Annotated in this window: 18 protein-coding genes and 3 tRNA genes; 2 read left to right on the top strand and 19 right to left on the bottom strand. The window is 62.4% G+C overall.

Translation table 11 applies throughout. The features are described 5' to 3' along the window. Positions 1–263: 263 nt before the first annotated feature. Positions 264–1,211 (bottom strand): DMT family transporter, encoded by a 948-nt coding sequence (locus tag ACTJI4_RS07890; protein ID WP_440868966.1) that lies wholly within the window; start codon positions 1,209–1,211, stop codon positions 264–266. A gap of 73 nt (positions 1,212–1,284) precedes the next feature. Then, positions 1,285–2,013 carry a helix-turn-helix domain-containing protein gene (locus ACTJI4_RS07885; protein WP_440868965.1) on the bottom strand — a complete coding sequence of 243 codons (729 nt, stop codon included), beginning with the start codon at positions 2,011–2,013 and terminating at the stop codon, positions 1,285–1,287. A gap of 143 nt (positions 2,014–2,156) precedes the next feature. Between ACTJI4_RS07885 and ACTJI4_RS07880 the strand changes: the two genes are divergently transcribed. Further along, a complete protein-coding gene (locus ACTJI4_RS07880) occupies positions 2,157–2,642 on the top strand; it encodes a GNAT family N-acetyltransferase (RefSeq protein ID WP_392916975.1) in 486 nt (161 codons plus the stop codon). A 6-nt stretch (positions 2,643–2,648) separates the two neighbouring features. Here the strand turns inward: ACTJI4_RS07880 and ACTJI4_RS07875 are convergent, their stop codons facing one another. The 11 genes from ACTJI4_RS07875 to ACTJI4_RS07825 form a co-directional block, all read right to left on the bottom strand. Next, positions 2,649–2,933: a hypothetical protein gene (locus ACTJI4_RS07875; protein WP_392916972.1), complete on the bottom strand. Its 285-nt coding sequence runs from the start codon at positions 2,931–2,933 to the stop codon at positions 2,649–2,651. Positions 2,934–3,109: 176 nt separating this feature from the next. Continuing rightward, positions 3,110–3,559, bottom strand: a complete 450-nt coding sequence (locus ACTJI4_RS07870; RefSeq protein ID WP_392916970.1) for a PA2169 family four-helix-bundle protein — start codon at positions 3,557–3,559, stop codon at positions 3,110–3,112. Positions 3,560–4,112: 553 nt separating this feature from the next. Beyond that, positions 4,113–5,495, bottom strand: coding sequence for a DUF1214 domain-containing protein (locus ACTJI4_RS07865; protein WP_392916967.1), 1,383 nt, complete (start codon positions 5,493–5,495; stop codon positions 4,113–4,115). Positions 5,496–5,677: 182 nt separating this feature from the next. Next, on the bottom strand, positions 5,678–6,106 hold the full coding sequence (locus tag ACTJI4_RS07860) for a BLUF domain-containing protein (protein WP_392916964.1): 429 nt from the start codon (positions 6,104–6,106) through the stop codon (positions 5,678–5,680). A 76-nt stretch (positions 6,107–6,182) separates the two neighbouring features. Next, positions 6,183–6,536: a hypothetical protein gene (locus ACTJI4_RS07855; RefSeq protein ID WP_440868964.1), complete on the bottom strand. Its 354-nt coding sequence runs from the start codon at positions 6,534–6,536 to the stop codon at positions 6,183–6,185. 336 nt (positions 6,537–6,872) lie between these two features. Further along, positions 6,873–6,946, bottom strand: a tRNA-Arg gene (locus tag ACTJI4_RS07850). Positions 6,947–7,053: 107 nt separating this feature from the next. After that, a complete protein-coding gene (locus ACTJI4_RS07845; protein ID WP_440868963.1) occupies positions 7,054–7,590 on the bottom strand; it encodes a GNAT family N-acetyltransferase in 537 nt (178 codons plus the stop codon). A gap of 354 nt (positions 7,591–7,944) precedes the next feature. Next, positions 7,945–9,189, bottom strand: a complete 1,245-nt coding sequence (locus ACTJI4_RS07840; protein ID WP_440868962.1) for a M35 family metallo-endopeptidase — start codon at positions 9,187–9,189, stop codon at positions 7,945–7,947. Between the two features lie 599 nt (positions 9,190–9,788). Further along, positions 9,789–9,863, bottom strand: a tRNA-Arg gene (locus tag ACTJI4_RS07835). 219 nt (positions 9,864–10,082) lie between these two features. Continuing rightward, a complete protein-coding gene (locus ACTJI4_RS07830) occupies positions 10,083–10,688 on the bottom strand; it encodes a hypothetical protein (RefSeq protein WP_440868961.1) in 606 nt (201 codons plus the stop codon). 170 nt (positions 10,689–10,858) lie between these two features. Continuing rightward, positions 10,859–11,071 carry a hypothetical protein gene (locus ACTJI4_RS07825; RefSeq protein WP_440868960.1) on the bottom strand — a complete coding sequence of 71 codons (213 nt, stop codon included), beginning with the start codon at positions 11,069–11,071 and terminating at the stop codon, positions 10,859–10,861. A gap of 221 nt (positions 11,072–11,292) precedes the next feature. On the opposite strand from ACTJI4_RS07825, the gene ACTJI4_RS07820 reads away from it, so the two are divergent. Continuing rightward, the gene (locus ACTJI4_RS07820; RefSeq protein WP_392916944.1) at positions 11,293–11,748 is read left to right on the top strand and encodes a carboxymuconolactone decarboxylase family protein; all 456 of its coding nucleotides are present in this window, start codon (positions 11,293–11,295) and stop codon (positions 11,746–11,748) included. Between the two features lie 58 nt (positions 11,749–11,806). On the opposite strand, the gene ACTJI4_RS07815 is transcribed toward ACTJI4_RS07820, so the two are convergent. From ACTJI4_RS07815 to kdsA, 6 genes are all read right to left on the bottom strand, one after another. Continuing rightward, entirely contained in the window at positions 11,807–12,106 is a 300-nt protein-coding gene (locus ACTJI4_RS07815) for a hypothetical protein (protein WP_392916941.1), read from the bottom strand. A 344-nt stretch (positions 12,107–12,450) separates the two neighbouring features. Continuing rightward, positions 12,451–12,639, bottom strand: a complete 189-nt coding sequence (locus ACTJI4_RS07810; RefSeq protein WP_392916938.1) for a phage tail tube protein — start codon at positions 12,637–12,639, stop codon at positions 12,451–12,453. Positions 12,640–12,724: 85 nt separating this feature from the next. Beyond that, positions 12,725–13,087 (bottom strand): tail completion protein gp17, encoded by a 363-nt coding sequence (gp17, locus tag ACTJI4_RS07805; protein WP_392916935.1) that lies wholly within the window; start codon positions 13,085–13,087, stop codon positions 12,725–12,727. Beyond that, a complete protein-coding gene (locus ACTJI4_RS07800; RefSeq protein WP_392916932.1) occupies positions 13,084–13,419 on the bottom strand; it encodes an HK97-gp10 family putative phage morphogenesis protein in 336 nt (111 codons plus the stop codon). Before ACTJI4_RS07800 ends, gp17 begins: the two co-directional genes overlap by 4 nt. A gap of 268 nt (positions 13,420–13,687) precedes the next feature. Further along, positions 13,688–13,764: transfer RNA gene (locus tag ACTJI4_RS07795), tRNA-Arg, on the bottom strand. Positions 13,765–13,889: 125 nt separating this feature from the next. After that, the gene (kdsA, locus tag ACTJI4_RS07790) at positions 13,890–14,735 is read right to left on the bottom strand and encodes a 3-deoxy-8-phosphooctulonate synthase (RefSeq protein ID WP_440868959.1); all 846 of its coding nucleotides are present in this window, start codon (positions 14,733–14,735) and stop codon (positions 13,890–13,892) included. Positions 14,736–14,807: the final 72 nt, after the last annotated feature.

The raw sequence follows: 14,807 nt of genomic DNA, 5'->3' as shown, positions 1-14,807 counted from the left end.
TACGCGAAGACGACGGGCCGCACCAGGCGAGTGGTGACGGTGGTAATGGTGGTGGTACCGGCGGCCAGGGCAACGCTGCGCAGTCCGCCGATGAGGGCGGTGGAGAGCAGCATGTCAGGGGCAGCGGCGGTGACCATGGGCCAAGAAAACTACGCCGGGAGGGTGCGTGTCAAGTGGTGCACCGCAAAACGTGCAACACGATGAATGGCAGACATCGTCGGCCAAAAAGTTGCGAATGTGACCATTCAGACCAGGCAGCCACATCAGCCGGCGTGTTCAGCCACCATCGGCGGCGGCCGGTGCGCGTGCGCGCACAGCAACACCCCGGCGACCAGGCAGACGATCGCCAGTGATTCCATCAGCGTAGGCCAGCGGCGCTGCCAGCCGAATCCATACAGCAGCGCAAACAGCGTCTCGAACACGATCATCTGCCCGGTCAAGGTCAGCGGCAGCTTGCGACTGGCCCGGTTCCAGCAGGCGTTGCCGAGCACCGAAGCCACCACCGCCACCCCCGCGCTGATGATCCAGAACCACGCCCAGTCAACCAGCGCGTGGGACGGGCCGGCGCGGACAAACGCAGTGGGTACCAGCAGCAGCGCCAGCGCGCCGGTTGCCACGCCCGTCAGCAGCGACCAATCGTGGCCTGAAATATCCGGGCGGCGTGCCAGCCAGCGGCTGTTGCCGATGGAATACAACGCCCATGAAAACAGAGCGCCGAATGCACACAACAACCCCAGCAGGCGTTGATTCGCCGACCCTGGTGCATGCTCGGACTGCAGCGCCTCATAGCCCACCAGTCCCACCCCGAACAGACACAGGGTCAATGCGGGCGAGAGCTGCCGCAGTGGCACCGCGCCCTCTTCGCGCGCCCCGGCCACCGTCACCACCACGGGGATCAGCCCGACAATCAACGAAGCGGCCGCCCCACCCGCCCACTGCACCGCCTGGGCCAGGAGCACGAAGTACACCAGGTTGCCCGCCAGGCTCAGCCACAGCAGCCCCCGCCACTCGGCCATCCCGATCCGCCCGCGCAACTGGCGCCAGCGCGGCGCCAGCAGCAGCACGGCAACGAGCCCATACACCAGGTAGCGTCCGGCCGACAGCTGCACGGCGCTGAAATGGCCCAGCACCGCAGGCGCCAGGAATACCACGCCCCACAGCGCCCCGGCGGCGACACCATTGGCTACACCCACGCCCATCGAACGATTCATGAACAGCTACGCGCCAGGTAACGGAAAGACCGCGCCAGTGTAGGCGGCACGCCGCCGACGATCTTGACCGGATCTACTGCGCGGAGCGGTAGCGGCGCCGGTAATCGCCCGGGGTCATGCCCCACTCCCGGCGCAGGGCACGGGTCAGCGCGCTCTGCTCGGAATAGCCGGCGTGCTGTGCAATCTGCGCGATGGACGCATCGCTGGATGCCAGCCGTCCGCGTGCCCAGCGCAGCCGGCTGGCGCTGAGCCAGTTCTGCGGGCTGAGCCCAAAGGCCTGGCGGAACAGAGCATGCAGGCGACTGCTGCTGACCCCGACCTCACCGGCGATGCGCTCCACGGGCCAGGCCTCGCCCGGCGCGTGCTCGATGCGCGCACACACTGCCTGCAGGCGGGTCGCACTGCCGGCCAGCGAGAACGCCTGCAGCAGCCGGGGCAACTCGCGCCGCACCGTGTCGTCGTCGACCTGCTCCTGCGGCGTGCTACCCACGCGCTGCGCCATTCCCCGCACCTCTGCGGGAAGCGCCAGTACCGGCTGGCGATGCAGACGTGCGAGCGTATCGGCGTCGAACATCGAGGCCGGGCAGTCCACGATCAGAAAGCGGTCGTGATCCGTGGCGCTCTGGGCATGCCCCGCCATTGGCGCCACGAACGCGCCCTGCAATCGATCCAGGCGTACGCAACGGCCCTCGAGCTCGAACGCCAACTCACCCTGCACTGGCAGCACCCATTGCGCGAATGCATGACGGTCCACGCTTGAGGCGCGGCCATAGCACCGGAGGTTGAAGGACGGTGAAGACATCGTGAGCGGAGGAATGATCGACAGTGCAAGTCTGCGCGCGGTTCTCAAAACCTGCAACGCGTCACGGCAGGGGGCTGATACCCCAGTGGTATAACGTCGATGTTGTCACGGGAAGTACCGTCGCGCCGTACAGGGAGTACTCGATGCCGTTTCTTGCCCTGAGCCATGCCCCGCACCTGTTGCCCGTTGTTGCCCGCTGGTACTTCGACGCCTGGGGTAGCCGCGTGCCGGGCTGGACGCTGGAAGACGAACAGCAGCGGCTGGAGGTGTTCCTGCACGACAATGAGCTGCCCATGCTGCTGATGACGATGGACAGGGATCTGCCGGTCGCCGCCGCCCAGCTCAAATTCCATGAGCGCACCGAGCGACCCGAGCGGCTGCACTGGCTGGGCGGTGTATTCGTGTGCCCGTCGCATCGTGGCCGAGAGCTTGCCAGCGAATTGATCGCCGCATTGATGCAGAAGGCACAAGGCTACAGCGTGCGTGAAGTATTCCTGCAGACCGAGCGCGATGATGGCGGCCTGTATGCGAAGCTCGGCTGGGAACCACTCGAGCGGCAGACGCACCGCACCGGGGTGCCGGTGCGCATCATGCGCCGCGTACTGCCGATCACACGCCAGGCAACGTAGCCTGGCTCAGCGGAAGCGCACCGGCTGCGGCGCAGGCCGATCGGCCAGCGAGCCCATGGTGAAGGTGTAACCGGCTTTTTCCAGCAGTTCGCGCATGCGTAGTTCGGCGCGCTTCGGGTAGGCCAGCGACGTTGGCGCATGGAGCGCATAAGCCGTTGACCGCCCGTCGGTATCGCGGGTTACCGAGGACTGGTTTGTTTCGCAGGCATTGGACCACAGTTCCCGCAGAACGCCGGGGCCGATGGACTGGTTGTTGCCAAGACGAAGCGTGAGCCAACGCATGTGTTCCATGAGTAATCCCGACAGTACCTGTGACCGAGTATGCACCATATCGGGTGGGGCCGTACGCCGGTGTCTGGAGTCGCGGACCCGGCTGATACGCAGACGCCCCGGCTGAACCGGGGCGCCTGCGAACGGTGGCAGCGACCAGCGTCGCCGCCACGGCTTCAAGCCTCATGGCGTGATGTTCAGTGCTTCATCGCATGCTTGCGGTTGCGCATCACGTTGTGCGTTTCCTCAACGCTCGGCAACAGCCGGGTCACTTCCGCGCGGGCGGCCGGCGGGGTGTCGGTGTCGGTGAGGGTGTCACGGAAGGCCTTCAGCAGGCGATCTTCCGATTCCTCAAGCTCGGCAACATAGCCGTACTGGGTATCGCCCAGCGTGGCACGGACCTTGCCGTAGAACTGCTGCATCGAGCCGACCATGGTGCCGTGCTCTGCCGGCTTGGCGCCGGTTGCGGCAACGGTGCTGCTCAGGGACGTGACAATCTGCGACTTCACGCCCGCGATGCGGGTGAACAGTGCGGACAACTCTGCATCCTCAACCTTCTTGGCCGCCTCGGTGTAAAAGTCCTGGCCATCACGGGCAATCTCGATGAGGTCGTTGAGGGTATGCGCGGTCTTGGATTCGGTGCTCACTGATATCTGCTCCTGGAGTGGATTCGTGTTGACCCGTGTCGGGGTGGATCCACTTTTCCGCATCGTCAATGAAGTCGGCGTGACCTTGAAATCGAAGTGTTAAGCGATGTCTGCGCGGCGCAAACGTGATGTTTCGACACGGTGTTCGAGGCGCAATGGCTTCGTCACGCGGGTTGCGCTGCAGAAAAGAAAAACGCCGCGTGTTACGCGGCGCATTCCAGCAGGTGCACGGTCTTGCTGCGGTGGCTCACTCTGCTCTGGACGGCGGCGGCGCTTCCAACGGCGGCTGTTCGGTGGGTGGATCGCGCTCGGGCGGTATCTCGCCAGGTGGTTCCTGGGCAGGAGGGTCCTGCGATGGCGGTGCCTCCACCGGCGGTGCCGGGGGCTCCACGGCCGGATCGGGCGCGGGCACCTCTGCTGCCGGCTGCCAGGGAAACTCAAGTCGATGATCGATGCTCAGCATGAAAAACGTCCTGCGCAGTGGCGTTGCAGTCACCCTGACAGGCGGTTCGTCAATGCACAGCGATGGCAGCGTGCAGGGCGCGTACGTTCGCTACGGATCCACACGCACCATCGGCGGTGGATAGTAGCTTCCATCGGCCACGCCACCCTTTGGCCCATAGAAGCGGAACGTCAACCGATAGTCCTGCCCCTTGGGCGTGGGCAGCCAGTTCGGGTCGGGCGCTTCCGCAGGCCTTTCCGCCGCGAAGTAAAGCGTGAGCGATCCGTCGGCGTTGTACTTCAACCCCGATTCGCGATTGAGCAGGAACCGGTTCTTCGGATTGGGCAGCACCCGGGCGAACACCGGATCCACCGCAATCACCGACCAGAAATAGCTGGCAAAGCTGGCCGGCAAGGCATCCTTCGGGAAGGTCAGTGTGTAGGTGTGATCGCCATTGAGCTGGGTATTGGTGCCATCCAGGCTTCCCTTGAAGTACACCACGCCATCAAGCCGGTTGGCCCAGATACCGCCCAGGTTGATCAGCGTCCGGCCCAGCCAGTCGTTACCGTAGGAACCTGCCACGGCAGGACGCACCCAGCCGTTCTGCAGGGTGCCGCGACCGATGGTCGGCGCAGCCTTGGCCAGGTCGGCGTGCGCCTTATCGCGCACCACCCGGTCCACCCGGGCCCGCTCCGCCGGGGATCGGATGCCCTGGGCAATGGCACGCACTTTCGCCGCTACCGTTTCCATGCCGGGGTTGAGGTCGCGTTCGCTGTCCAGCACCGCCTCGGCATTTTCAAACGCTTCCGCGCCGGGAAGGTGCTGCGGATCGAACGGCGGAATCGAGGGCAGTGTCGGAACCGCAGGCGTGCCGGTCGCCCGCAGCGCGAACTTGTGCTGCAGCGCCACCGCTTGTTCCCAGTCGTCGCCGAGCTCCACGCGTGCCAGCACCCGCAGGTAACGCGCCGGCACATCCACCCGGACCACGCCTTCGGGCAAGGTTGCGCTTGCCCCTTCCAGGCACACAGCGAACTCGCCCCAGTCACGCTCGGGCTGCGTCTCCGCATTGATGTTGGCCAGGGTTTCGCCCCAGCCGTTGAGGAACTGTACGGTGTAGTAGCGCCCCGTGATCTTCGGAACCGTGACCTGCGTGCAGCTGTTCTCGTCCAGTGCCACCCAGGCCTCGGAATAGGCCACGTCCAGGTTGGGGTTGGGCCATTCGACTGCCCCCGGCTTGCGGTGGGTGAATTCATTCCACTTCATCCCCTCGGCCAGATCCGCCTTCTGCTGCCGCAGCACCAGCAGCCGCCCGAGCAGGTAGATCCAGGCATCGCTGATGTCCTGGTCCGTGTACGCCGGCGCGGTGGCCGATGGCCCACTGGCGGTGGTTGGCGGCGTGCCGGAAGCAGGCGCCGCTTCCGGCGCGCTGCGGTCGCAGCTGGACAGGAAGAGCGGCGCGACGACCGCCATGGTGAGCCAGACAGTACGGTTCATCGAAGAAATCCTGCGAGGATCGCGATGTTCCATCGTGACCGCCGGCAAGCTTCGCGACCTCTGAGGAATTACTGAAGAAGGGCCGGTAAAATTACGGGCAGGTTCGCCCTCGATCGCGGCGAGCCAGGTCCGATTCGGACGGACGAACGTAAACGAAGCCGTCTTGGTCACAGGTCTGCCGGTCAGGCAATGTAGGGCGCAGCTAGCTCAGCCAAGCGGTCGAGGCCAGTGGAGGTGCGCCCGCGACTGGCGGCAAGGTCGCGACTGGAAAGGCTGGGCCAATCGCTCATCAGTGTGGCCTGCAGCTCCGACTCAGCCACGGATATCCATCGCATGGTCCAGTAAGGGAACTGGCGCTCAGCTACGCGGCCGCGCGCCAGCTCAACCATCCCGGTATGACTGCGGGAGTATTCGATCCGGGCATAGACGACCGACATACCGTCGTCAGGCCCCTCTATGTACTGCAGAAATCGACTGCCATCGAAGAGCATGACACCCGTGACACCGGCAATGCGGTTGTGGGCAGCAGCGCGCAGCGTCAGCTCGTCCACCCGGGAGGAACCGAGATTGGGGATCGCCTGACTTGTGTAGGCAATTGCTTGCAGCGCCATGCCGCTCCTGCGTTGTACGGGTTGTTTCCGGGTATCCAGTTTACCTGCGCGCGCGTGACGACGCAGGTTTCGCAGCTCACGGCGCCGGAGAAGGGAGACGGCCAGAAAGCCGTTCAACTGCGGAAAGAAGTTCTTTGAGTCTGAGTGGCTTACGCACCAGCGGGACAGTGTCGTGCGGCCGAGGCAACAGCTCTATGAACGGTCCGGACATGAACACATAGGGAACGGCACACGTTCTAAGTCGGTCAGCCAACTCGAAGACGAGCTCACTGCCCACGTGGATATCCAGCAGGGCAGCTGCAAACGCATGCGCATGGCTGAGCTGGATGGCGTGCCCTACCGTTCGCGCCCAGTGCACCTCATAGCCATGATCAAGAAAGAGCGCTTCAAGGATCTCGCCGAAGGCTACGTCGTCCTCTACCAACAGCATTCTCATCGGAGGCGATGAGGGTGGAGATATATCCTGCATCAGAGAGCGCTACGAAAGATGACTTGTTCACAATGCGCCGGCATGGATGACTGAAGTTTCACATGTCGCGGCCTGCAACGTGCTAGCAGCCCTCACGCGCGAGTGCACGGCGCTGTCAGCCAGACGCGCTTCAACGCGCCCCGCCGGTCTGGATCCTGTCACAGCAGGAGGCAAATGCAGCGGCCTAACCGCGTCGATGGGCGCTTCGATCGAAGCAACGAGATTGCATCGGCCAGAAGGTGGCCCCGTCGGCGAGCGGGTGCGTACGACCTGCGAATCACGCAAACGGTTGATCTATGGTGACCGCGGCCCGATTCGAACGGGCGACCTTCCCTTAGGAGGGGCGCGATGCGCCTATGTGGCGCAACGCCCTCGAAGCCAACTGTGCCAAACGTGTGCCAATCTGCGCCCAATTGCACGGGATTTGCAGTCCTGACACAACTCTATGCACACCCGATCCACCCTTGGCCAGGCGCTCCTAGCCCGCATCCCGCCCTGTCTGCTGTGCGGAGGGATCAGGCACTACCGGGGGAATTTGATAGATGACTGAGTTGTACTTCGGTGTCACTTCGAATGCCACTACCGTTCCGCCTAAGCGCTCGGCGATGCGTCTGCTGGATTGATTCACTTCGGCGACAGGGTAATGAAACGCGGCGGGAGAACCCTTCGTGGACCACCACCGGGCTACGGCCTGCACCGCCTCGAAGCCGTAACCATGCCCGTGCTCTGACTCACTCACCCAGATTCCGAGCTCGGGGCGCGCCCCGCTCGCATCGTGTAAGCCAGCCAGCCCAATGAAGCGACATCCGTCCTTGCACCGAATGGTGAACGCGTAGTCTGTTCCCTGCTCGGCAGCACGAATCCACTCACGCCAGACCTTCTCGAACGCCAGCGGTGACTCGGTCTTGGTGACGGACCACCCACATCTCTGCCCCGACGATGCCCTGGTTGTAGCTGGTGCATTCCCGCGTCGTCCAGCGCCGCCGGTCAGGCCGCTGGGTGTTGAGGTCGGCAAAACCGCCCTCCCCCGCTGATTCGCTCGCAAAGGCGCAGCACCTGCCTGCCGTCGAAGAACACGCTGTCGCCCCTCCCGTCGGGCGGGAGGCCCCGGAATGCCAGGGAGTCGGGAGGGAGCATGGCGCGGAATCCTACGGGTCCGGCTCTCAGATCCAGCTACTGTGGTCAAAGCCGGATCCCCCTCGCGGATCCGCCTCGCAAGGTCGATGCGTCCACACCCCGGTCAGAGACGCCGCCAGCTGGTAGTCGACCTGCTAACCGCGCGGGTGAAACATAGCGCCGGCAGTTGATGCCGGCGCTTCATCAACGATGAATAGTGAGCCAAACAATTCGCGCAGATCGCTGCGACGAACTATTCAGGCGGAGACAGACCGTGCACCTGACCAAGAACGAAGAACTTGTAAGCGTTGGGGAATCGAACGGCACCAGGGTGCGACTCAGCAGCGAGCTCCAGTGCATACGAAAGAGAGGTGACATCCTGACCCGGGACCGGCGGGTGCCGAAGTGCCACGCCCTTGCTATCGGTGAAATGGGTGAACTCATGGACCATCGTGCCAAGCTTCGACGATTCGCCGATGTGGTTAGCCGGCAGCATCGGGAGGGACCAGAACACAGGGCAGGTGTGAATGACGTAAGGGGCACCTGACCGCACATAGGCAATGGTGCCTGCTGGTACTTCATCCGCATTGCACCGGCAGGAAAGTGAGACCGGCGGCTTAGCCGTCACGCCGTCCCCCGAAATTCGCCAAAGGATCGCCAGTAATGTGCTATCGACCAACGCATCATCTTCATTGACGACTTCACCGGTGCTGATATTGATGTCGGGGCCGTGCTCTCCGAAGTAACGCGTGTAGTGCAAAGTAGGGCTGAACCGTAGCCACATATCAGGTACAGATGATGCATCAAACTGAGTCATCTGCTGAAGCTCAGTCAGCGCAATTCCGGCACCATTGGTAACCCCCGCCAGTACGCTTTGAAAAACTGCGCTCTTCCGCTGAGCCGGCGGGGTTCCCGCAGGATCGCTGCACACCACCGGATCAAGAAATTCGTCAGCGCTGGCACGTCCAATTGTATGGCCGGTCACTGGAACAACGATGGTGCGGGCTGCGGGATACGCACTGATCCATTTATCCGCTCGCTGCTGTGATGACTTGGCGGAGCCACTCCTACCTTCACCACTGCGATAGGAGACCGGAGCTCTCAAGCTCACCTTGTAGCTTAGCCCTGGAGAAAGGCGATAACCCTTCGCAAGTTCGATATCCACACTAAACGTACCGCCCGCAGGAATTGAAAACGACCTTGAAACTTCGGGCAACGTATCCCTCATTATCCCTATGAACTCAGCTTCGCGTCCATCCTCTTGCTTGAGGATGAAAGGATCATCCAATAGCATGCCACGGCCATTCACTGTAGGGACAGAGGACTTATCGACCAAGGCAGTTTGGTCACCAACATTCAGAAGGTTCAATGCAATCGACGTTTCGCTAAGCGCTCCCCTACCAGGTACGATTTCGACCTGAAGGCGAGCGTCAGCATTCGCAACACTGCTGACAAAGAGCGCGATGACGGTGATTGCTACTTTGTTCGAAAAGTTCATTTCGTTACCTGTCTTCTTCCGTGAGCCTATATTGGCGGATAGCACAAACCACATCGGCTTACAACAGGATTTAAGCCTCGGGGCTGTAGGGATACCCCGAAATTAAGCGGGCATTTGCCGAAGTCGTACAGCGGTCACATTTTTACGAGCGACGATTGGGATTCCCGACGGTGAATTAACGGAGCCCGACTGACGGTAACGCAGACTACGCGATTACTGAAAAGTGCTACTCACACCTAACGCCGGATGGGTGCAACAGCGCCGTGGCTAGGCTGAGATTCTGATTACCGGTAAGAAGCCTCAGACCTTTTGAGAGCGATGCCTTTAAATCCGAGCGCACCAAGCATGAGCTGAAGCTCGCGGTCTGTAACGTCGGCGCGAGGACCAATGAAGATCTCTCTAATGGCCGCGTTGTCCTCTGGAAGCTGCACGTCGATGTACGGGGAAGGCTTGGATCCACGCATTTGAAACTGGACCCCGTGCATGCCATTACCTCCTGAGCCAGGTAGTCGGAGGGGAACTTCTTCTCCATGGTGGTACATCAGCCTGACTAGACGCACCTCTGCGAGCAGTCGATAACTCGCCAAGTGATTGATATATGGTGACCCCGGCCCGATTCGAACGGGCGACCTTCCCCTTAGGAGGGGAGCGATGCGCCTATGTGGCGCAACGCCCTCGAAGCCAACTGTGCCAAACGTGTGCCAATCTGCGCCCAATTGCACGGGATTTGCAGTCCTGACACATCTCTATATGCGACAAGGGTTGTGACGGCAATTTCGTTCCGCAAAGTTGTTGAGTCATGGTGCCTTGGCGCTTAGTGCGGCAGGGGGTCGTCAACGATTGCGGAACGAATACGACCCCACCAAAGGCTGGGCCGACCCGGGGGCGCAGCCTTACCCAACTGAACCGTCGGCTGCCGCCTCTCTCGCTGGATAGCCAAAGACCTCCGTTCGGCAATTACCGGAAAGTAGGTTGCCTATCACTCGCCAGGTGTCCCCCGTCTGGTCGCATCCGCCAAACAACCACAGCGCCCCAAGGTTCAAACCAGACAGGTCAAGGTGCTGTACTCGAAAGGACACGTCTCGGTTCACGTAGACCGCCACGGTAAGATCGGATGAGGTGGGGTATTTATCCTTGAGCCCGTCGATCAAGCCCTGAAGGTCTTTGGTGAAGGGCAAGAAGCTTGGCGGAAGCTCCTTCATCTGGACAGGAACAAAACGTATCTCGTCGCCTACACGATGGTGCATGACCGCGTCGTAATCCGACGCTTCGCAGTAGGCCACGGACACGAAGGTCCCCGTTACCCGCCCCATGAGATAAGCGAACATCGCGCATTGCCGCCGCTCGCCGTAGGGCTTCAACTCCCGGGTACGCAATGAGGCGACTTCGTATGGAACATCCTGCAATGCACCGCTTCGCTCATAGTCACGGAGCCCGATAAGCACCGGCGCAGGATCGAAGTAATCCAATGCTTTCCACTGCCGGATGCGCATGTCCATGCTTTCTCCAGGTCTACCGACCGTCAGCCAGCATCATGGCAAGGACCACTACCATGTCAAGGTCGCGGAAGATCAACAAAGACAACGACTAAGCCGATCTTCCGCGAACACATGCACTCTTTTGGAATCAACGGGTTAGCTGGCGCTTAGGGTCAGTTTGGGGGTCACCGTCAGGCGACCTGATCCTCCAGTGCCGCCTCAAACCGACTTGCCATCCTGTCGAATCGAGCGGCCTCGGCGCGCAGCCGCGCCGCTCCCCTTCTCCGCTGCGCCCGAACGCGCCAGTCGCCGCTGCGATCAAGGTCTAAGGCGTCGGCCTGCTGCCATAGCGAAGCCGCCCGTGCGCGCGCCCAGCGCGCCTTGCCGATCTCTGCTTTTGTCATGGTATCGATAGTGAATGCGGGGCGTCGCATGGTGCGACACGGAGGCAACGCCCAATGACTGGACCTAATGGCCCCCTGATCGCCCCGCTCCCTTATCGCGCAGCCTCGCGCTGGGCGATAGCGCGCCGGTGTCACAGCCGACTGCAGTCATCCGTCTGACTTGGTGATCGGCAGGCTATGCAAGCCGAGATCGACCTACCAAGCAAAAGGAATGAACAGAAATGAATCGCTCGAACTGGTTTGTGGTTTCCCCCGAAGGCGCTAAAGCTGTAGGGCAACTTCATCAATTCGTCACGACCGGCACGGCGCTGCCTTCCAAGCTTATCCACCTCGTATTCCTACGGGTATCCCAGCTCAACGGTTGCGCCCACTGCATCGACATCCACACGCGCGACCTCATCAAAGAGGGAATGTCATTCGACACTGTCGCGCTCGTGCCGGTCTGGGAAGAGGCTGCGTATCTTTTCTCCGACCAGGAACGCGCCGCGTTGGCTTGGGCCGAGGAGGTCACCCTTGTCAGCGAAACGCACGCATCGGATGAAGCCTATGCCAAAGCGGCGGCCAGCTTTAATGAGAAGGACCTGGTTGACCTCACGCTCACCATCGCCGCGATGAATGCTATCAATCGTCTCGGCGTCAGCTTCCGGCTGAAGCCGCGCGCAAAAGCCGACGCATAAGCCTGAGGGCGCCGGGGCGACTGTACTCGCCTCGGCGCAGGCGCGACCATCGGTTGAGTCAGCGCCGGACGCGCGCCGCACTTCTTGTTGCCCGCATCAAGTCGATCTCAGCACGGAGGCGGTCTTGGTGACGGACGACCCACAGCTCTGCGCCGACGACGCCCTGGTCATAGTTGGTGCATTCCCGCGTCGTCCAGCGGCGGCGGTCGGGCCGTTGGGTGTTGAGGTCGGCAAACCACCCTCCGCCGTTGATTCGCTCGGACATCCGCAGCACCTGGGTGCCGTCGCAGAATACGCTGTCGTCCTTCCCGTCAGGGCGGGAGGCCACGGAGCGCCAGTGGAAGTCGGGAGGGAGCATGGCGCGGAATCCTACGGGTCCGGCTCTCAGATTCTGCGACGGTGATCAAACCCTGATCCGCCTCGCGGATCCGCGGGGAATCAGGCCGAATGTGGTGACGACCTGCCCTGCGCATCCAGTCCACGTCACCGTAGTGCCGCTAATCGCCGGTACGTTGACGTTCTGGGGATACATGAGCCCGTTCTGATCGAGAATCGGGATCACAAATGGGATGCCTTGCGAGAGCGCCGGTTCCTGCAGGGACCCCGCACCTTGATTCACGTATCCCAGCAGCCGTGTCATTCGGCTGGTCAGGTCGACGGTGATGTTCCCGTTCGCGTCCCAGCATTGAAGTCCAGTAGGCATCAGTTATTCCAGGTAGCCTTTCGGCCGGACACGAACTGATCCCAATCGTCGTCGAAATCGGAGATATCGATTTCCGACGCCTGGCCATCGGGGAAGCCGACGGACCGGACGCGGGTCACCTTGATGACCTCGGTCGCACCGATGGCGATGAAAAGCTGGGTGTGTTTGGACTTGATCACGTCGCCCATTGCGCTGTTCCTTTGGATAAAGCCCGGTCGCCGGGCAAAAGAAAGCCGGCTGTCGCCGGCGGTTGGGGTTGATGTTGTGTGACGGCTACCGAAGTTCCAGCAGCCGCACGTCGAAGGAAATTCCGAAAGCGCCGGTGTCGTCGTCGTCGGGGGACGGGTTGTAGGATTCGATGCTGCCGCGGCGTTCGACCTCATCGCGGATCGCCACCGCTGCGGCGTTCGCCTGGGTCAGGGTCGAACCCCACACAGTGACGCGTACCCGCCAGCCGTCCGCCGGCGGCGCCTCGCTGAGCAGGTTTTCCGGGCCGCCACCGACGACGTCCCATACCCCGTATGGCATCGCGGTATTTAGTGGCGCGGTGCCGTAGAAGAACCGGATTGGGTTGCCCAGCTGGGCCAGCACGCCGGCGCTGCCCTGCATCACTGCCTGGATCAGCGGCACCATCATTTCCAGCCCCTTGCCTTCATGATCTTGTCGATCGCGTTGCGGGTTTCATCAATCATCACCTGGGCCGCCTGCGCGCCACGAGCCTCCGCCGCAGGGGTCAGGAATGGCTTGGCGCGCATGTTCTTCGTGCCGAACTCGAGGAAGCGCCAGTAATAGGCCCATCCGCTCTGCTCGTAGAGCTTCCCAGCCCGGCCCTGCCGGCGGTTGCGCTTGGTGTTGGCGTACTTGACCTTCTTGCCGGTGCGAACGCCCACGGTGAAGTACTCGCCGCCGGCGCCCACACCGATGACGACCCACTTGTCCGCGAGCTTTATGACGGTAACTGCGCGCAAGACCTGTCATTGCACTACAGCGCGCAGGCCCATTCCAGAATAGGCCAGGAGCGAATCTATTTCAGCGAAGGGTTGACTCCACCCTGCATGGACGGAGTGTCTTTCCGTTACAGGATGCCGTGGGCGAGCAACCAAGCAACGGTCCAGACCCCAGCTTTCTAGCCGCTGGGGGCCCGAACAGACCTGTGCCAACTGTGCCAGAACGTGACGAAAACACGGCTAGATCTGGCACCGGAGGCCCCAGTCGCCTCACGTAACCCGTTGATTTTGGTGACCCCGGCCCGATTCGAACGGGCGACCTTCCCCTTAGGAGGGGGACGCTCTATCCAGCTGAGCTACGGGGCCATGTGCGGGCCAGGCGAGCGTGCCTGGCCGCAGGCTGCAACGCACATTGCGTGCGGGCAGCGGTAAAGGATACCCACATTCAGCGACAGCACCAAGGCCAATACCGCCGCGGGGGCATCTCCGCCTCAGCGGATCTCCAGCTCGGCGAAGCCCTTGACCAGCTCGTCCACCGCCTTGATCTGGGCCAGGAACGGTTCCAGCGCGTTCAGCGGCAGGGCGCTGGGGCCATCGCAACGGGCGTGGTCGGGGTCGCGGTGCGCTTCCAGGAACAAGCCGGCCAGACCCAGGGCCATGCCCGAACGGGCCAGTTCGGCGACCTGGCGGCGACGGCCACCGGAGGCTTCGCTGCCGGCATCGCGGCGCTGCAGGCTGTGGGTGACATCGAAGATCGCCGGCAGCCCGCCGGTGGATTCGATCATTTCGCGGAAGCCCAGCATGTCCACGACCAGGTTGTCATAGCCGAACTGCGAACCGCGCTCGCACAGGATGATGTTCTCGTTGCCGGCTTCGCGGATCTTGGAGACGATGTGCCTGATCTGCGTGGGGCTCAGGAACTGCGGCTTCTTGATGTTGACCGCACGCCCGGTCTGGGCGATGGCCACCACCAGGTCGGTCTGCCGGGCCAGGAACGCGGGAATCTGCAGCACGTCGACCACCTCGGCCACCGGGTCGGCCTGGGCCACTTCGTGCACATCGGTGATCACCGGCACGCCGAGCTGGCGCTTCACTTCCTCGAAGATGCGCAGCCCTTCATCCAGGCCCACGCCACGGAAGGAATGGATCGAGGAGCGGTTGGCCTTGTCGAACGAGGCCTTGAACACATAAGGGATGCCGAGCTTGGCGGTCACCGTGGTGAAGTGTTCGGCCGCATGCAGGGTCGAATCGAGGTCTTCAAGCACATTCAGGCCGCCAAACAGCACGAACGGGAGACGGTTCCCGACCACCACGCCTTCTGCAACGGTAACGTTCATTCAGATTCCTGGGGGGCGAACAATGGTGTCCATTCTAGCGGGTTGGCACGGGGCGCCGCCCGACCAACGGTC

The sequence above is a fragment of the Stenotrophomonas sp. 22385 genome (assembly GCF_052045085.1).
Taxonomy (GTDB): Bacteria; Pseudomonadota; Gammaproteobacteria; order Xanthomonadales; family Xanthomonadaceae; genus Stenotrophomonas.
Note: the sequence above shows the minus strand (reverse complement) of the source record. Positions and strands in the feature narration are given on the sequence as shown.